Origin of the sequence: Pseudomonas sp. 30_B (genome assembly GCF_017491605.1) — a bacterium.
In the GTDB taxonomy this organism is placed as follows: domain Bacteria; phylum Pseudomonadota; class Gammaproteobacteria; order Pseudomonadales; family Pseudomonadaceae; genus Pseudomonas.
Genome location: NZ_JAFGYY010000006.1, coordinates 31,316 through 48,861, shown reverse-complemented (window position 1 = coordinate 48,861; position 17,546 = coordinate 31,316). Strand labels below are relative to the sequence as shown.

The window sequence follows — 17,546 nt, the reverse complement described above, 5'->3', positions numbered from 1 at the left end:
CGTAATGCCTGAGAAGGGGCCGAACGATGCCCGGAGGTTGTTCGCTGGCTGGGAAAACGGCATCGTCTGGTTGCTGATTCTGCTGTTCACCTGGGTCACCTTGCGTTTCGCGCTGAAGAACAGTGACTTCATCGGGGACGATTACGACCACTTCCAGTTGGTCGGGTCGATGCCGCTGCTGCAGTATCTCTTCACGCCTATCGACGTCCACTTCGTGCCGTTGCACAGGCTGTTCAGCTGGTTGCTGCTCGAAATCGCGCCGCTCGACTTCTCCCTGGCGGTGGCGGTGCTGACGGTATTCCAGCTCGCCTCCACGGTGATGCTCGCGCTGCTGCTGCAGCGCTTGCGTCCGGGGCCCTGGAATCGGGCGCTGATCGTGCTGTTCGCCTGCAACGGTGTGCTGCTGCCGCTGCTGGCCTGGTGGAGCGCGGGTATTCACCGTCTGCCCTATATCTTCCTGAGCATCAGTTGCCTGTACTTCTACCTGGGCTATCGGCAGCAGCGGCGCTGGTCCGACCTGCTGGGCTGCTGGGGGTGCGCCATTCTGGCCTTTGGTTTCTACGGCAAGGCGGTGCTTATACCGGTCTATGTGCTGGCGTTGGAGTTCTGCCTGAGCTGGCGCCTGGGCTTCGCGGCGCTGCGACGTTATGCGTTGGGTATGGCGATGCTGTTGGCGGTCGGTGTCTATGTCGGCTGGTACCTGCTCTATGCACCGGTACTTCGTCTGGATGGACCTTCGTCGATCAGTACCGCCATCCAGATTGCCCTGGCGTTCATGCGCATACTCGGAGGTCTGCTGGTTCTGCAGCAGCCCGGTGCGTGGAGCCTCGGCACGGCTCTGATCGTTGCGGGCTGGGGCGTGGCGATCCTGGGTACGTGCCTGTGGCGGCGGGAGAACCTGGTCTACTGGCTGGCGTTGCTGGGCCTGGTGGGCCTGAACTTCCTGATGATCAGTGGTTCCTCCCGGGGGCAGCTGTTCGGCGACCTGCTGGCGCTGTCGCCTCGCTACTACTTCGAGGTGATCTTCCTGGTTGTGATCTTCCTCTGCCTGATTCTGAATCCGACGGATGCTTCGCAGCGTTGCGCTGAAGGGCGAGGTACCCGAGGCCTGGGCGTGCTGACGGTCTGCCTGCCCGTGCTCTATGCACCGTTGGCCTACCAGGCCGAGAAGGTGCAGTTCTCCGACTACGGGCGGCCGCACAAGCAGACTCACCGGTACATGCAGCATGTGTGGGACGACCTGGATGACCTGCCGAGCGGACAGCCATTGCGGGTCGCCGAGGGCAACCTCCCGCTGTATGTCTATGGCGAATGGCTGCACATCTTCAAACCCTTCGCCGCGGTACTGCCGCTCCGCCATCCGAACCTGGAGTTCGTCCGCCGAGACCTCGCCCAGTACGAAATTGGCGACGACGGTCGGGTTCGGCCCTTGCCGACCCCCTGATCGCGTGCCGAGTCAGGCGCCGGGCTCTTCCCCGGCGCCTTTGGCATAGCGGATGCCACGGGTTGCACTGCCCAGACCCAGCAGCCATTTCCTTCCCGGCACTTCGATCCAGCGGTAGGTCGCCATCGAGTACAGCAGCAAACCGCCCAGGTAAATCGGGGTGAGTGCCGCATGGCTCATGCCCAACCCCTTCAGTCCTGTATCTACCAGCATCAGTACGACCAGATGATTCAGGTAGATGGAGTAGGAAATTGTCCCCAGCCATTGGCATCGTGTACTCAGGCGTGCCAGTAACCCCTGCTCCAGTGCGAAGATCGTCACCAGCGGGGCGAAGACCAGTGGGGCGAAAATCTGCATGGGTTTCATGCTCTCGCCTCGCCCGAAGAAAAGGGCCAGTACGCAGAGGACGGCGATGCACTCGCCCAGTGTGATCGCCCAGGACTGCCAGTCCTGTTCGCGTGCCCAGAGCCAGCCGCGGTAGGCCAGCACGCCGAGGACGAAGGAGGACCAGCCCCGCAACAGGCCGGAATTGATGACCTGGAAATAGTTCTGGTAGGTCGTGTCGATACTGCCGGTCAGGCCATGGATGATCGCCAGTCCGGCGATGCTCATCATCAGCAGGCCCAGGCTGCTGGTGGAGCGGCGTATCCAGCAGAAGAACGCCAGGTTCAGCCAGAACTCCACGGAGATCGACCAGCTTTGCACGTTCCACGTCTGACCGTGGGGGTTCAGGCCGATGTTGTGGGTCATGGTCAGTTGCTGGACGAAGGTGAACAGCGTTCCGTCAGGGTAACGGGGGATGCTGCCGGCCAGCAGGGTGTAGACGATGGCGTAGCTGAGCAGGCCGAACAGGTGCATCGGATAGAGCCGGGCGATCCGGCTGAGGACGAAGCGGCCGGTGCCTGTCGGTTGATCCGAGTACAGATACCGGTGCGCCAGGATGAACCCGCTGAGCACAAGGAAGAAATCCACGGCGAGAAAACCCGCAAAGCTCAACAGCCAGTGGAAGAGGGCGACCGCGATCGCCGCCAGGCCGCGCAATCCGTCGAGTGCCTGGAAATAGGGACGTGCATTGTTGTCATGGGGCATCGTCATCGAGTCTCTTCGCCGCGATTCATGGGGGCTGCTGCCCGTATGCGAACGTGGTGCATTGTGGTGACTTCCTGTGCTGAACAGAACGTGTCCTGTGCAGCGTGCAGCGGATTCCGACTGTCCGACCCATCAGGCCAGGAAAGGCTGTTCCTGAACTGCCGGGCTGCACTGCGACTGCCTGCTCCGGTGCCTGTTGATTCTATTCGGCGCAAGGCCATCAGGACTCTGCCGCCGTGCCGGTGCCGGACGGCACTTCCGGGATGCGCGAGAGACTGGCAAAGCCACGGCGGCCGAGCCGGTAGGCATCGACCAGCGCCTGGAACTGCATCAGCAGACCCGACAGCGCCAGGCATACCGCAATGGCCACGGGGATCTGCAGGCCGGCCTGACCGCTGAACCCGAGCAGTTTTTCGCACAGATAGAACGCCAGGAAATGGCTGATAAAAATGGGGTAGGCCAGACGTCCCGCCAGATTATCGAGTGCCTTGAGCCATGGCTCCCTGGGGATCGCTGCCAGCGAAGCGGAAACCAGCGGCCAGGCCAGTACGGCGCCGAGGAGCACTTCCAGAGCGAATCGATGGGCGAATAACGTGAAGGCGGGAGCGATGACCAGCAGCATCATGGCGTAGACCGCCCAGATCGATCGTGCAATCCGACGGTAGAACGCCTCATGGGCCTGCGCGAATGCGTAGCCGAACAGGAAGAAGGTCAGCACGCCGAAAATGTAGCGATAGCCGAAGTTGTCGCTGTTGAAGTCCCCGCTGCCAAAGAACAGCGAGCCGAGCTGGATCAGCATGGACAGGCACAGAACGGCGAGAAACGCCTTGCGCCGCAGAAGGAAGATCGCCGGCAGCAGCAGGTAGAAATGGAACTCGCTGGCCAGTGACCACGCCGGGGGGATGATGGGGTGCGGCAGCATGCCGTCGACCATCAGCGGCGGGAACACATAGTTGGCCGGTAGCAGGGCCAGGTTGAGCACGATCTTCTGCAGGCTGGGTTCCTGGTTCAGGAACAGCACGTGCACGGCGGGGCCCAGCCAGCCAATGAACGCAAAGCTGGCGAGCACCACCACGGCATATTGGGGGAAGAGCTTCAGGACCCGATCCAGGTAGAAGGTGCGGATCGGTCTGGCCGAGTGCTGGAGGAATCGCTGATAACTGCGGCGCATGAGGTAGCCGCTGGTGAAGTAGAACACGATGACCGCGACCACGCCCGGATTGAAGGGAAAGCTCGCTCCAGTGGTATGCGAGAGCAGTACCAGTATGGCCAGGATGAACCGCGTAATGCCCAGCATGAGTTTTTCCGTTATCTCGTTATGGTGGGGCGGTGGTTTGCCGGGGCCGACCGCATTCTTAGCTCAGCGATTTTCAAGATCCGGGGCTGGCAATTCAGTCCGGCTGTTTCGACCTCATTCCGATAGCCCGCCAGAGTGCCGTGCTGAAGCGCTCCTTTCACTCCAGACTCAGCGTCCGGAATGCCATGGCGAGGATCCTCGGGTCGGCAGAGGGCGGGCGATGGGCGTCGGGAAGTTCGAACGTCAGCGTGTTGAGCCCGGCAGTCAGTTGCTCCGGCGCTACCTTGAGTGCGATGACCTGATCGGGCCCGTTCCATTTCCCCTGGCCAAGCACTGCGCCGTTCAGGCTGATCGTCAGCCGCTGTTCCCCCAGGAAGTCGGCCTTCAGGCGCAGTTGGGCGGGAAGGGCGTTTGGCCCGGCATATTGAAAGAGGATTTCGGCCCGTGGTCCGTCGGTCCAGCGGAATGCCGGTTCTGCCGTCGAGAAGCCTACGAAGCCGACCTTGTCTGACTGGAAATCCAGGTCGAAGGTGTTGGGCAAGGGCTCGATCGTACGCATCTGGAATTCGACGAGGCGCGCCTTGTGCCGCGACGGCGAATTCAGGAACTGTGGGTACTCCCAGTTGAAGAGGTACTCAGGGTGCTCGTCGATGTTCGGCTCCACGTTCCAACGAGCCGTATAAGGGTTGTACAAGCCTTGCCAGGTATTCACGAAGATGGCGAAGACACCCAGCACGAGCAGTGGCACATACAGCCAGCGGCGCCACTCCCGGGCCAGTGCAAGGCTGGCGAACATGCCCGCGAAGAGACCTGGCAGCACATCGACCATGAGACGCGGGCCGTAGGACCAGCCAGCCCACCAATGGGGGAACCTCGAGATGACGATCCAGTGCGTGATGGGCCACGCCAGGGCGACCAGCAGTAGCAGGCGATACCGTCGGGCGCGGATTGCCAGTGCCGGCAAGAGCAGGAGGGGCAGCAGCAGGAAGGGCGAATAAACCAGGAGGCCCCGAGCCGGGCTCAGCAGGTTGCCGTACAGCGCAGTGCCTGGGCTGTCATTCTTCAACCGTGAAGGCAGATAGTAATCGGGAAGCCACTGGGAGAACTCATGGAGACTCCAGGCGCAGAAGAGCAGCAAAGACAGCGCAAGGGCGACCCCCGCCTTCAGTGCCGCGCGTGGTTGCCGGTGCAGCAGATACAGCAGCAGGAACGGGGCGAGCAGGGCGAGGGTCGGGCGGCAGAAGTAGGCGAGGAACAGGCTGATGCCAATGGCGATGCTGACCAGGGTGTCGTTCGCCGGCATTTTCCTGAGCGCCAGGTAGATGGCGAGGCTTGCGAAGAGCACGGCGAAATCATGTGACCAGAGTGCGGTGGCCAGCATGCTGGCGTAGGAGCTTCCGAGCCAGCACAGGAGTGCAAGCAGATAGCTGCTGCGCCGGTCGAGGAACAGGCGTGCAGTTCGGTACAACAGCATGAGGATGCCTGCGGCACACAGGCCTGCCAGAGCTATCTGCATCGCTCCCTCGTGGTTGACCATGTCCACGCCTGCCGCGTTGGCCAGGCCCACGGCGGGTGCGCTGAGCACAGCGCTGCCCAAGGGAAAGAAGTAGTAGAAGTGATCGTTCTTCTGCTGGATTACATAGCCGTAGCGCTGCAGCACCGAGCTGCCATAGCTGTCGAGACGCATCTCGCCATGCTGGGCCAGGGCCTGGCTCAACAACAAGGTGCCGCGTGGGTCGCTGGTGGTGTTGCGATTCTGTGCGGTCAGTACGATGAACAGGACCAGCGCGCCAGCCAGCATCCAGAGCGCATGGCGATAAAGGTTGAGAGACGTGCTGTTGTTCATACCGAAGGAAATCCCCTGGAGCGATCGAGGTTCAGTCCGGGCATTCCCGCGTCATCCGGAGCACGGGCCCACAGCGTCTTCGATGTCACATGTTCGCGCATGAGGTAGTCGTTATTTTCGTTGGAATCATGGCGCCGCCGATCATTTTTATAATGGCTGAACGTTGGTTATCTGGTTGCGATCATCGGCAAAATCTGGTGGATTGTTGATTATGTCGTCAGCTGTATCCAGGGGTTTTCTTTTGCCGGAAAGTCGGCATGCTACAGCAGCGCTTTCTCGTCGAACACCAAGAAGGCGCTGTTGATACATCGAGAACTGCCTTTGCTGCGTCCCCCCATGCTTCATACGGATCGAGTGACCGGCCGGTCAGCTGAAATCGGTTACTTTCCTTCAGAACAATCAGAGAGACTGCCCCTTGGAAAAGCGACTACTCGTGACAGGGCTTTCCGGTTTCGTCGGCGCGCATCTGCGTGCATTTCTGCCCGCCGGCTGGCGGTTGCTTGAGTTGCCGCGGGTGGATCTTCGCGATCCCGCGGGCTTCGATGAATACCTGATGGCAGGTCCGCCCGATGCGGTGATCCATCTGGCCGGCCAGACCTTCGTGCCGCAGGCGTTCAAGGACCCGGCGGGAACGCTGCAAGTGAACGTACTGGGGACCCTGAATCTGCTGGAGTCGCTCAAGCGTTGCGGTTTTTCCGGGGCTTTTCTCTATGTCAGTTCCGGAGACGTTTATGGACAGGTGGGTGAGGCGCAATTGCCCATCACCGAGGAACAGATGCCTCGCCCGCGCAATCCCTATGGTGTGAGCAAGGTCTCGGCGGAGCTGTTGTGCCAGCAGTGGAGCTTCACCGAGTCGTGGCGCATGATGGTGGCACGCCCGTTCAACCATGTGGGGACGGGTCAGAAAGCGGATTTCGTCCTGCCTGCGGTGGCAAGGCAAGTGGCGCGTATCCGGCGTGGCTTGCAGGCTCCCCGCATCGAGGTGGGTGACATTGATGTCTCCCGTGATTTTCTCGATGTGCGGGACGTGCTGGCGGCCTATTTCGCGCTGCTGGAGCATGGTCGCAGCGGGGAGGTGTACAACGTGTGCTCGGGACAGGAATACCGGGTGCGAGACCTGATCGAGCAGATGGTCCGGCTGGCCGAGGTCGAACTGGAGATCTGCCAGGACCCGCAGCGTCTGCGGCGCGCGGAGCAGCGCAGGGTCTGCGGCAGCCATGCCAAGTTGCGACAGGAGACGGGCTGGGCGCCAGAGATCAGTATGGAGCGGACGCTCCGGGATATTCTGGCGGACTGGGATGTCAGGGTGTTGCAGGAGTAGATCCTTCGCTATTGGGGGAATGGTCGGGAACCCCGACCCGGCGACGAGCAATCGCCAGTGAAGTCGGTGCGGCAACGCCACAAGCATGCAATGCCCGACTGCAGTAACGCTTCACGCGGAGACCATGGAGGGCATGCCCCGCCAGCCAGGGAGTCCGGAATAACTAAAATCAACTCGCAGGCCATGATTCTGCGAGACATCACGGATGCCAGAAGAATGACAAAAAGTGCTCTGATTACCGGCCTGACCGGCCAGGATGGCGCGTACCTTGCGAAGCTGCTGCTGGAGAAGGGCTACAAGGTCCACGGACTGGTCGCCCGCCGCAGTAGCGATACGCGCTGGCGCTTGCGCGAGCTGGGTATCGAGTCCGAACTGGTCTACCTCGACGGCGATCTGGCGGATGCCTCTTCCGTCCAGCGTGCCGTCATCAAGGCCAAGCCGGACGAGCTCTATAACCTGGGTGCGCAGAGCTTCGTCGGCAGCTCCTGGGACCAGCCCGTCACCACCGGGATCGTCGATGGCCTGGGGGTCACTCATCTTCTGGAAGCCATCCGCCAATTCAGCCCGGAAACGCGCTTCTACCAGGCCTCCACCAGCGAAATGTTCGGCCTGATCCAGGCCGAGCGGCAGGACGAAAACACGCCGTTCTACCCGCGCAGCCCCTATGGGGTGGCTAAGCTCTATGGTCACTGGATCACGGTGAACTACCGCGAGAGCTTCAAGCTGCACGCTTCCAGCGGCATCCTCTTCAACCATGAATCCCCGCTGCGTGGCATCGAGTTCGTGACGCGCAAGGTCACCGATGCGGTGGCGCGCATCAAGCTCGGCAAGCAGAACGAACTGCGCCTGGGCAACATCGATGCCAAGCGCGACTGGGGCTTTGCCGGTGATTACGTGGAAGCCATGTGGCGGATGCTGCAGCAGGACCAGGCGGATGACTACGTGGTGGCCACTGGCGTGACCACCACCGTGCGCGAGATGTGCCGAATTGCATTCGAGTACGTCGACCTGAAGTACCAGGACCATGTGGTGATCGATCCCGCCTTCTTCCGCCCGGCGGAAGTGGATGTACTGCTGGGTAACCCGGGCAAGGCCGAACGCGTTCTGGGTTGGAGTCCGAAGACCAGCCTGGAGTCGCTGATTCACATGATGGTTGACGCCGACCTGCGTCGAGTCGGCAAGGAGTAAGCCATGCTCATTCCTGTGATCCTTTCCGGCGGTGCCGGTACACGGCTATGGCCGGTATCGCGCGAAGGTCAGCCAAAGCCATTCATGGCGATGCCCGATGGGCAGTCCCTGCTGAACAAGACCTATCGGCGCGCGGCCGGGTTGCTTGGGGGCGACGGGAGCATCGTCACGGTGACCAACCGTGACTATTACTTCCAGAGCAAGGACCATTTCCAGGCTGCCAAGCTGCGCCAGCGCGGTCACTTCATCCTTGAGCCCATCGGACGCAATACGGCGCCGGCCATCGCGGTCGCGGCCCTGGCGCTGCGCGCACTGTACGGCGACGACGTGACCATGGTGGTGATGCCGGCCGACCATCTGATCCGCGATGTCGAGGCGTTCGCCAACGCCGTGGAGCACGCGGTGGAGCTGGCCGCGCAGGGGCGACTGGTGACCTTCGGTGTGGTGCCCACCACGCCGGAGACCGGCTTCGGCTACATCGAGACCGGTGACGCGCTGGACGCCAGGGGCGGCAGCACGGTCAGGCGCTTCGTCGAAAAGCCCGATCTGGATACCGCCAGGCAGTTCCTCCAGGCTGGCACCTTCCTCTGGAACTCGGGGATGTTCTGCTTCACCGTCGGTACCTTCATCAGCGAGCTGGAAAAGCACGCGCCGCAGATGCTGGCGCAAGCCATCGACTGCCAGATGGCGAGCCAGCCGGAAGAAATGGGCAATGTGGTCCAGCAGGAGCTGCCCCACGAGCACTTCAGCACCCTGGAAGACATCTCCATCGACTATGCGCTGATGGAGCGTTCCGATCGCGTCGCTGTCGTTCCGGCGATTTTCGACTGGAGCGATATCGGTTCCTGGACCGCCATGAGCGATCTGGTGGACGCGGATGCCGACAATAATCGCGCGGCCGGCAACGCGATCTTCGTCGACAGCCGGGACAACTACGTGCAGAGCGAGGGGCGCCTGATTGCCACCGTGGGTGTCGAGGGACTGATCGTGGTCGAGACCGCCGACGCCATCCTGGTGGCGCGCGCGGACCGGGCGCAGGATGTTCGCAAGGTCGTCAAGCAGCTCAAGGACAGCGAGAACGAGGCGTATCGCTTGCACCGCACGGTCAGCCGTCCCTGGGGCACCTACACCGTTCTCGAGGAAGGCCCGCGCTTCAAGATCAAGCGCATCGTGGTCAAGTCCGGCGCGGCGCTCTCCCTGCAGATGCACCATCACCGCAGTGAGCACTGGGTGGTGGTACAGGGTATGGCCAAGGTCACCAACGGCGAATCCGTACGCCTGGTGAACAGCAACGAATCGACCTACATCCCCGCGGGGCACCGTCATCGCCTGGAGAACCCGGGCGTGATCGATCTGGTGATGATCGAGGTGCAAAGCGGTGAGTACCTGGGCGAGGACGATATCGTCCGCTTCGAGGATATCTACGGCAGGATCGTCTGATGTCGCTGAGTAGTCTGAAAGGCACCTGGCAGTACCGTGGGTTCATTGCGGGCAGTGTGCGTCGGGAGTTCGAGTCTCGTTATCGCGGTTCACTGCTGGGGGCGGCCTGGACCATCCTCAATCCGCTGGCGATGATTCTGGTGTACACGGTGATCTTCTCCGAAGTGATGCGTGCGCGCCTGCCGGGCGTGGACGACAAGATGGCCTACAGCGTGTTCCTGTGCGCGGGCCTGCTCACTTGGGGCCTGTTCGCCGAAGTGGTCAGCCGTTGCCTGAACATGTTCCTGGAAAATGCCAACCTGCTGAAGAAGCTGAGTTTCCCGCGCCTCTGCCTGCCGGTGGTGAGCGTGTGCAATGCGTTGCTCAATTTCGCCATTATCTTCGCCCTGTTCATTGGCTTCCTGCTCATTACCGGCCGCCTGCCCGGCGTGGCGCTGCTGGCGTTCCCGCTGCTGCTGGCGCTGCAGCTGCTATTCGCTGTCGGCCTGGGCATGCTGGTCGGCGTGCTGAACGTGTTCTTCCGTGATGTCGGGCAATTATTCGGCATACTCCTGCAGTTCTGGTTCTGGCTCACCCCTATCGTCTATCCGCTGAGCATCCTGCCGGAGTCCATCGGTCGGCTGGTGCAGCTCAACCCGCTGACTGGCCTGATGCAGGCCTACCAGAACCTGTTTCTCCATGGCCAGTGGCCGCAGCTGTCGCAACTGCTGCCGGTCACGCTGTGCGGCTTGCTGCTGTGCGTCCTTGCATTGGCGCTGTACCGCGCACGCGCGGGTGAGATGGTGGACGAACTCTGATGGGCCATATCCGCATTCACCAACTGGGCAAGGCCTATCGCCAGTACCCCAAACGCTGGTCGCGCCTGCTTGAATGGATCACTCCCGGCAGCGAGCCCCGCCATCACAAGCACTGGGTACTGCAGAATATTTCCCTGGATATCGCGCCGGGTGAAGCGGTGGGCATCGTCGGCTCCAATGGCGCTGGCAAGAGCACTCTGCTGAAGATCATCACCGGCACCACCCAGCCCACCAGTGGTTCCTGCGAGGTAGGCGGTACGGTGTCCGCCCTGCTCGAACTGGGAATGGGCTTTCATCCGGAGTTCACTGGCCGCCAGAACGTCTACATGGCCGCGCAACTCCTCGGTCTGCAGCGCGACGAGATTGATGCGCTGCTGCCGGACATCGAAGCTTTCGCCGAGATTGGTGATGCCATCGACCAGCCGGTGCGCACCTATTCGAGCGGCATGCAGATGCGCCTGGCGTTCAGCGTGGCCACCGCGCGCCGTCCGGATGTGTTGATCATCGACGAGGCGCTCTCGGTGGGTGACTCGTATTTCCAGCACAAGAGTTTCGAACGCATCCGCAGCTTCCGCCGTGCCGGCACCACGCTGCTGATCGTCTCCCACGACCGCTTCTCCATCCAGTCCATCTGCGATCGCGCGGTGCTGCTGGAGTTCGGTCAGGTGGCGATGCAGGGCGACCCGGAAATGGTCATGGACTACTACCACGCACGGATGGGCGAGGGGCTCAATCACCTCGTACGCCAGGAGATGCTGGCCAACGGCAAGGCCCGGACCATTTCCGGCACTGGCGAGGCTGAGATCGAATCGGTACGGCTGCTGGACGTCAGCGGCAAGGACATCGATCTGGTCGAAGTCGGCCACGATGTCGTTCTGGAGGTCGGTGTGCGGGTCTGCCAGGACGTCGACCGGCTGGTGCTTGGTTTCATGCTCAAGGACCGTCTCGGGCAGGCGATGTATGGCATCAACTCGCACCGCCTCAAGCAGGTACAGAAAGGGCTGAAGACGGGAGACCGGCTGGTCTACCGCTATGCCTTCCCCATGCGCCTGGGAGCCGGTAACTACTCGGTGTCGCTGAGCCTTTCACGACTCGACTCGCACCTGGATGGCAATTACGAGTGGCGCGACTGCGCAATGATCTTCCACGTGGTCAACAGCACGCGCGAGAACTTCATCGGCTATTCCTGGCTGGATGCTCGCGCCAGCATCGAGCACTTCCCCAGTGATTCCCTGGTTCAACGCAGTGGAGAGCACTCCTGATGCGCCTGCTCGTCGAATGCACCTACGTCTTCGAACACCCCCATGTGAACTCCGGCATTCAGCGCGTGGTGCGCAACGTCATCAGCCATCTGGAAAACGTGCACAGCGATGTGGAGTGCATCCCCGTGATGTTCTTCCGTGGCCGCATGCACCGGGTGCTGCAGTTGGCGCCGCTGTCGACCGAGAACATGCCCTGGCACAGCGGGATGAAAATCGCCCTGGAGCAGCTGCGTAACAAGTACTGGATGTGGCACGCACGGTTGGAGCGACGCTGGCCGATGAGCCGCTGGCATAACGCCCGACGAGCTTTGTACGTGCTGGCCAAGCTGGCGAGCCTGTCGATCACTGTGCCGCTGCGCTTCGCCATATTCGCCTCGCGTAATCACGTGGTACCCGAGCGCATGGCGCCGCTGGAGGTGTTGCCGGGCGACCAGTTGTTGCTGCTCGACTCCTCCTGGCATGCCGACTTCTTCCCGGTTGCAGAAAGCCTGAAGGCGCAGGGTGTGGGGTTGGTGTCGGTCATCTACGACCTGATCCCCTGCACTCACCCGCAGTTCTGCGATGCGGGCCTGGTGAAGGTGTTCGACCGCTGGTTCGACTGGATCGCTGAAATGGCCGATGGCTTCATCTGCATCTCCACCACCATTCGCGACCAGGTGCGCGCCGAGATCGTTCGCCGGCGCGGCGAGGATGTGGCCCGGCAGTTGTGGTTCGAACACTTCTACCTGGGCTCCGAGCTGGACCTGGTGCACGACCGATCCGAGCTGGACGCTGAGCTGACCCGGATGTTCGACGAGGGGGACCCGGTCTACCTGATGGTCAGCACCATCGAGCCGCGGAAGAACCACGCCTACCTGCTGGATGCCTTCGAGCGCCTCTGGGCCGAAGGCTCGCGAGCAAGACTGTGCATCATCGGTCGCATTGGCTGGAAATGCGATGCGCTGATCGAGCGAATCCAGAGCCATCCGCAGCTCAATCAGCGCTTGTTCATGTTCAACAAGCTCAATGACCGTGGCCTGGAGCACGCCTATGCGCACGCCCGCGCGTTGGTCTTCCCCTCGTTCGTCGAAGGCTTCGGTCTGCCGCTGGTCGAGGCGATGCAGCGCCAGTTGCCGGTCATGGCCAGCGACATCCCGGTGTTCCGGGAGGTTGGCGGCGATTTCGTCGCCTACTTCGAGCTGGAACGACCCGAGTCCCTGGCGTCGCTGGTGCAGGAATTCGAAGCCAGCGACCGCTTCCCGGCGGCCCGCAGTGTGCGCGACTGGCGTTGGCTCGGCTGGCGCGATGCCAGTCAGCAACTCGTGGATCGCGTACTGCACGCCCTGAGGCTGCGGCGCGAACCACGGCGCGAAGCAGAAGTGGTCTGACGTGCGCGTCGCCCTCAATGCACGCATTCTGCAGGCACCAAGGACCGGAATAGGCCAGTACGTGGCGGCCCTGAGCGAAGCGCTGCAGGAACAGGCCGGAGTGGACCTGGACCTGTTCCTGGGTCGGTCCTGGGGAGCCGACCTGCCGTCGGCACCCATGCCCGGCTATGCGCGCAAGGCTTCGTTGGCCAAGCGGGTGCCGGGTGCCTATCGAATCCGGCGCTGGCTGGAACAGCGCTCCTTTGATCGAGGACTGAAGCGCCGCCAGGTGGATCTGTACCACGAGCCGACCTTGTGGCCGCTGGAGTTCGACGGCCCCATGGTCATGACGCTGCACGACCTGACCCATGTGCATTACCCGCAGACCCAGCCGGCCGATCGCCTGTTGGAAATCGAGCGGCACGTTGGGCGGGCTGTCGAGCGTGCGCAGGCGGTGCTCACCGATTCCGAACATGTTGCCGGCGAGGTTCGCCGACACTTCGGCTTGCCCGAAGAGCGAGTGACCGTCGCTCCCCTGGGCTGCGCCGCGCGCTTTTATCCGCGCGCGTATCAGGCGCTGGAGCGAACCCTGGGCGAGTTAGGGCTGGTCGCGGGTCGGTACCTGATCTGTGTCGGCACGCTGGAGCCCAGAAAGAATCTCGAACTGGCGCTGCGTGCCCATGCCCTGTTGCCGGCGAGCCTGCGCAAGGGGCTTCCGTTGGTGATAGTCGGAATGCCGGGATGGCGCGCCGAGCAGTTGGATGACACGCTGAAGGCCTCACTGGCAGAGGGAGATGTGAAGGTGCTGGGCTACCAGAGCGATGCCGTGTTGGCGGAGTTGCTCGCCGGTGCCCGGGCGCTGCTGTTCCCCTCGCTTTACGAAGGCTTTGGCCTGCCGGTGCTGGAATCCATGGCCAGTGGCGTTCCGGTGGTGCTGACAGGGACTTCCTCGCTACCGGAAGTTGCCGGCGAGGCGGGGGTATATGTAGAAGCGCACGATCCGCAGGCGATGACTATTGCCATACTGCGGCTGATGGAAGACGAATCTTATTGGCAGCGCTGCCGTACCCTTGGCCTTGAGCAGGCAAAGGCGTTCAGTTGGCAGCGGTGTGCCCGGATTACCAGCGATGTCTACCGAAAGGTACTGGGGGGCTGAATGCGCGTATTGCACTTCTTCAAGACCTATCTGCCCGACTCCGTGGGCGGCATCGAGCAGGTGATCAATCAGCTCTGCCGCACGGGGCACAGTCATGGCATCGAGAACCAGGTACTGACCCTGAGCGCCAATCCCGAGCCGGCTGAGGTGATGGTCGACGACCACCGAGTGTTCCGCGCGCGCCTCGATCTACAGCTGGCCTCCACTGGCTTTTCCTACAGCGTGGTGCCGCAGTTCCGCAGGCTCGCCGCCGAAGCGGACATCATCAACTTCCACTTCCCCTGGCCCTTCATGGACCTGGTGCACCTGCTGTCGGGCGTGCGCAAGCCGACGGTGGTGACCTACCACTCCGATATCGTTCGCCAGAAGCACCTGTTGAAACTGTATCAGCCGCTCATGCACCGCTTCCTGAACAGTGCCGACCGCATCGTCGCGGCGTCGCCCAACTACCTGGGTTCGAGCGATGTGCTGCGCCGCTACCAGCACAAGGCGCAGGTCATCCCCTACGGCCTGGACAAGCAGGCCTATCCCAAGCCGGCCGAGGCGTGCGTCGAGCGCTGGCGGCGGGCGGTGGGGGAACGGTTCTTCCTGTTCGTCGGCGTGATGCGTTACTACAAGGGACTGCACATCCTCCTGGAGGCGGTGAAGGGCACCGGCTACCCCGTGGTGATCGTCGGGGCCGGCCCGCTGGAACAGCAGCTCAAGGCGCAGGCGGCGGCGCTGGGCGTCGAATCGCACGTCCGCTTCGTCGGCCGCGTCAGCGAGGAAGACAAGGTTGCCCTGCTGGAACTGTCGCGCGCGATCGTATTCCCCTCGCACCTGCGCTCGGAGGCGTTCGGTATCTCCCTGCTCGAGGGGGCGATGTATGGCAAGCCGATGATTTCCAGCGAGATTGGCACCGGGACGAGCTTCATCAATGCCAATGGATTGACCGGGCTGGTGGTGCCGCCGAGCGACCCGCAGGCGTTTCGACAGGCAATGCGCTGGTGCTGGGAGAATCCGGAAGCGGCAGCCGAGATGGGGCGGCAGGCGGAAGCTCGCTATCGCGAACTGTTCACGGCGGATGCGATGGGGCGCGTCTGGGCAGATCTGTATCTCAATCTGCTGGACGAAAAAGCGGAGAGGGAGATTCTGCTGCCCGAAGGCCGTTCTGGCTGAACGGCCGGGGCAACATACTTACCAGTACAGTTACGGCGAGCCTGGAGAGAGTGGCTCAGTTGTACTGTTGAATCAGCGCCAGAACGGCTTGTTCAGTTCGGCGTAACGCTGGGATTCGCTGATGCCGGCGTCGGCCAGCAGGCGGGAATCCAGGCGGGCCAGCTGACGGCGGCTTTCCATGCGGCGCTGCCACAGGCGAACGGTGCCGACGAGGCCACGGTGGGCGCTGGAGGTGCTACGGGTAGTGCTCAGAGCTGCGGAACCGAGGGTACGTTCCATGGTGGTCATCCTTCTCGCTTGTGACGAGAGTCAGTTGCTGAATTGATTGAGCATATGATCTGACTTTTTAGTCAGGGATGACAGGTACAGTTGCACTGTATTGTAGCTGGTCAGGCGATTGTTATTTTGAACTGTAATGGTCTTTTTCGGGGCGAACTGTACCGCTGCGCTCCATTCTGGTGCGCAATTAGCGGGCGTCTGGGGTGTTTCGAGGGGGCCGAAGGGCTCGGCAGAGGGAAAAACTGAACAGTTGGTGCGGGATAAAAATCTGTTCGGGAGTGTTTTTACGTGGTTTTTTTCCGGCTGTAAACCCTTGCGGGCCATTCATTGCTGAATGGCCCGCAAAAGGCTCCGGTCAGCTCGCCGCCAACATGTGGCCGCGTTCTTCCAGATTGATATGCCACTCCAGGGCCTCGCGCAGGATGTGCGGGGTATGGCCGCCGCGCTCGCAGGCGGCTTCGAAGTAACTGTTCAGGGCGTCGCGGTAGGACGGGTGCACACAGTTGTCGATGATCACCCGGGCGCGCTCGCGCGGCGCCAGGCCACGCAGGTCGGCCAGGCCGACTTCGGTGACGAGGATGTCCACGTCGTGCTCGGTGTGGTCGACGTGGCTGACCATTGGCACCACGCTGGAGATGTTGCCGCCCTTGGCGATGGACTTGGTGACGAAGATCGCCAGGTGCGCATTGCGGGCGAAGTCGCCCGAACCGCCGATGCCGTTCATCATCCTGGTGCCGCCCACGTGGGTGGAGTTCACGTTGCCGTAGATGTCGAACTCCAGCGCGGTGTTGATGCCGATGATGCCGAGGCGACGGACCACTTCGGGGTGGTTGGAGATCTCCTGCGGGCGCAGCACCAGCTTGTCCTTGTAGCGCTCCAGGTTGCCGAACACGTCGGCATTGCGGCGGGTCGACAGGGTGATGGAGCTGCCCGAGGCGAAGCGCAGCTTGCCGGCGTCGATCAGGTCGAAGGTCGAGTCCTGCAGCACTTCGGAGTACATGGTCAGGTTCTCGAAGGGCGACTCGATCAGGCCGCACATCACCGCGTTGGCGATGCTGCCGATGCCGGCCTGCAGCGGGCCGAGGCTGTTGCTCATGCGGCCGGCGTCCACTTCGCGCTTGAAGAAGTCGATCAGGTGGTTGGCGATGCCCTGGGTCTCGTCGTCCGGCGGCAGCACGGTGGACGGGGAGTCCGCCTGGTCGTTCACAACGATGGCGACGATCTTCTCCGCCGGGATCGGGATGGCGGTGCTGCCGATGCGGTCGTCCACGCGAGTGAGCGGGATCGGCGTGCGAGTCGGGCGGTAGGTCGGGATGTAGATGTCGTGCAGGCCTTCCAGGTTGGGGTTGTGCGCGACGTTGATCTCGACGATCACCTGCTTGGCGAAGATCGCGAAGCTGGCCGAGTTGCCCACCGAGGTGGTCGGCACGATGTGGCCTTCCTCGGTGATGGCGACGGCTTCGATCACGGCGATGTCCGGCAGCTTGAGCTGGTGGTTGCGCAGCTGCTCGACGGTCTCGGAGAGGTGCTGGTCGATGAACATCACGTCGCCGGCGTTGATCGCCTTGCGCAGGGTGCTGTCGACCTGGAAGGGCATGCGGCGGGCCAGCACGCCGGCTTCGGTGAGCTGCTTGTCGAGGTCGTTGCCCAGGCTCGCGCCGGTCATCAGGCTGATGCGCAGCGGCTCCTGCTTGGCGCGTTCGGCGAGGGCTTTGGGCACGGCCTTGGCTTCGCCGGCGCGGGTGAAGCCGCTCATGCCGACGGTCATGCCGTCCTGAATCAGGGCCGCGGCCTGGTCGGCAGTCATCACCTTGTCCAGCAGGGAGGACATACGCACGCGATCACGGAACATGGGGAAAACCTCGGGCAGTAGGAAGTGCGAGGCCGCCAGTCTAGGGACTCGGCGATTTTTGGCTCTTATAC

At 62.4% G+C, this 17,546-nt stretch carries 14 protein-coding genes; 9 read left to right on the top strand and 5 right to left on the bottom strand.

All coding sequences use genetic code 11. The annotated features are described in order from the left end of the window. Positions 1 to 4 precede the first annotated feature (4 nt). Complete coding sequence (locus J5M67_RS08145; protein ID WP_207884797.1) at positions 5 to 1,444, top strand: hypothetical protein; 1,440 nt, start codon at positions 5 to 7, stop codon at positions 1,442 to 1,444. Positions 1,445 to 1,456: 12 nt separating this feature from the next. On the opposite strand, the gene J5M67_RS08140 is transcribed toward J5M67_RS08145, so the two are convergent. The 3 genes from J5M67_RS08140 to J5M67_RS08130 form a co-directional block, all read right to left on the bottom strand. Continuing rightward, positions 1,457 to 2,539 carry an acyltransferase gene (locus J5M67_RS08140; RefSeq protein ID WP_207884796.1) on the bottom strand — a complete coding sequence of 361 codons (1,083 nt, stop codon included), beginning with the start codon at positions 2,537 to 2,539 and terminating at the stop codon, positions 1,457 to 1,459. 214 nt (positions 2,540 to 2,753) lie between these two features. Further along, positions 2,754 to 3,830: an acyltransferase gene (locus J5M67_RS08135; protein ID WP_207884795.1), complete on the bottom strand. Its 1,077-nt coding sequence runs from the start codon at positions 3,828 to 3,830 to the stop codon at positions 2,754 to 2,756. A 157-nt stretch (positions 3,831 to 3,987) separates the two neighbouring features. Then, the gene (locus tag J5M67_RS08130; protein WP_207884794.1) at positions 3,988 to 5,676 is read right to left on the bottom strand and encodes a glycosyltransferase family 39 protein; all 1,689 of its coding nucleotides are present in this window, start codon (positions 5,674 to 5,676) and stop codon (positions 3,988 to 3,990) included. 415 nt (positions 5,677 to 6,091) lie between these two features. On the opposite strand from J5M67_RS08130, the gene J5M67_RS08125 reads away from it, so the two are divergent. The 8 genes from J5M67_RS08125 (at position 6,092) to J5M67_RS08090 (ending at position 15,344) form a co-directional block, all read left to right on the top strand. Next, positions 6,092 to 6,997 carry a GDP-mannose 4,6-dehydratase gene (locus J5M67_RS08125; protein WP_207884793.1) on the top strand — a complete coding sequence of 302 codons (906 nt, stop codon included), beginning with the start codon at positions 6,092 to 6,094 and terminating at the stop codon, positions 6,995 to 6,997. Between the two features lie 216 nt (positions 6,998 to 7,213). Then, entirely contained in the window at positions 7,214 to 8,185 is a 972-nt protein-coding gene (locus J5M67_RS08120; RefSeq protein ID WP_207884792.1) for a GDP-mannose 4,6-dehydratase, read from the top strand. Between the two features lie 3 nt (positions 8,186 to 8,188). After that, a complete protein-coding gene (locus J5M67_RS08115) occupies positions 8,189 to 9,625 on the top strand; it encodes a mannose-1-phosphate guanylyltransferase/mannose-6-phosphate isomerase (protein ID WP_207884791.1) in 1,437 nt (478 codons plus the stop codon). Beyond that, positions 9,625 to 10,422 (top strand): ABC transporter permease, encoded by a 798-nt coding sequence (locus tag J5M67_RS08110; RefSeq protein WP_207884790.1) that lies wholly within the window; start codon positions 9,625 to 9,627, stop codon positions 10,420 to 10,422. The genes J5M67_RS08115 and J5M67_RS08110 overlap by 1 nt, the downstream gene beginning before the upstream one ends. Continuing rightward, positions 10,422 to 11,684 (top strand): ABC transporter ATP-binding protein, encoded by a 1,263-nt coding sequence (locus J5M67_RS08105; protein WP_207884789.1) that lies wholly within the window; start codon positions 10,422 to 10,424, stop codon positions 11,682 to 11,684. The genes J5M67_RS08110 and J5M67_RS08105 overlap by 1 nt, the downstream gene beginning before the upstream one ends. Then, a complete protein-coding gene (locus J5M67_RS08100; RefSeq protein ID WP_207884995.1) occupies positions 11,681 to 13,051 on the top strand; it encodes a glycosyltransferase family 1 protein in 1,371 nt (456 codons plus the stop codon). Before J5M67_RS08105 ends, J5M67_RS08100 begins: the two co-directional genes overlap by 4 nt. A gap of 1 nt (position 13,052) precedes the next feature. Further along, complete coding sequence (locus J5M67_RS08095) at positions 13,053 to 14,186, top strand: glycosyltransferase family 1 protein (protein WP_207884788.1); 1,134 nt, start codon at positions 13,053 to 13,055, stop codon at positions 14,184 to 14,186. Further along, positions 14,187 to 15,344 carry a glycosyltransferase family 4 protein gene (locus tag J5M67_RS08090; protein WP_207884787.1) on the top strand — a complete coding sequence of 386 codons (1,158 nt, stop codon included), beginning with the start codon at positions 14,187 to 14,189 and terminating at the stop codon, positions 15,342 to 15,344. A 72-nt stretch (positions 15,345 to 15,416) separates the two neighbouring features. Here the strand turns inward: J5M67_RS08090 and J5M67_RS08085 are convergent, their stop codons facing one another. Next, positions 15,417 to 15,623: a DUF1127 domain-containing protein gene (locus tag J5M67_RS08085; protein WP_207884786.1), complete on the bottom strand. Its 207-nt coding sequence runs from the start codon at positions 15,621 to 15,623 to the stop codon at positions 15,417 to 15,419. Positions 15,624 to 15,978: 355 nt separating this feature from the next. Next, on the bottom strand, positions 15,979 to 17,475 hold the full coding sequence (locus tag J5M67_RS08080) for an acetyl-CoA hydrolase/transferase family protein (RefSeq protein WP_207884785.1): 1,497 nt from the start codon (positions 17,473 to 17,475) through the stop codon (positions 15,979 to 15,981). Positions 17,476 to 17,546 lie beyond the last annotated feature (71 nt).

Bases quoted from the DNA above. Each gene is read 5' to 3' on its own strand.
- J5M67_RS08135 (WP_207884795.1), bottom strand. From the start codon at position 3,830: ATGCTGGGCATTACGCGGTTCATCCTGGCCATACTGGTACTGCTCTCG.
- J5M67_RS08080 (WP_207884785.1), bottom strand. From the start codon at position 17,475: ATGTTCCGTGATCGCGTGCGTATGTCCTCCCTGCTGGACAAGGTGATG.
- J5M67_RS08110 (WP_207884790.1), top strand. From the start codon at position 9,625: ATGTCGCTGAGTAGTCTGAAAGGCACCTGGCAGTACCGTGGGTTCATT.
- J5M67_RS08090 (WP_207884787.1), top strand. From the start codon at position 14,187: ATGCGCGTATTGCACTTCTTCAAGACCTATCTGCCCGACTCCGTGGGC.
- J5M67_RS08130 (WP_207884794.1), bottom strand. From the start codon at position 5,676: ATGAACAACAGCACGTCTCTCAACCTTTATCGCCATGCGCTCTGGATG.
- J5M67_RS08085 (WP_207884786.1), bottom strand. From the start codon at position 15,623: ATGGAACGTACCCTCGGTTCCGCAGCTCTGAGCACTACCCGTAGCACC.
- J5M67_RS08115 (WP_207884791.1), top strand. From the start codon at position 8,189: ATGCTCATTCCTGTGATCCTTTCCGGCGGTGCCGGTACACGGCTATGG.
- J5M67_RS08105 (WP_207884789.1), top strand. From the start codon at position 10,422: ATGGGCCATATCCGCATTCACCAACTGGGCAAGGCCTATCGCCAGTAC.
- J5M67_RS08120 (WP_207884792.1), top strand. From the start codon at position 7,214: ATGACAAAAAGTGCTCTGATTACCGGCCTGACCGGCCAGGATGGCGCG.
- J5M67_RS08145 (WP_207884797.1), top strand. From the start codon at position 5: ATGCCTGAGAAGGGGCCGAACGATGCCCGGAGGTTGTTCGCTGGCTGG.
- J5M67_RS08140 (WP_207884796.1), bottom strand. From the start codon at position 2,539: ATGACGATGCCCCATGACAACAATGCACGTCCCTATTTCCAGGCACTC.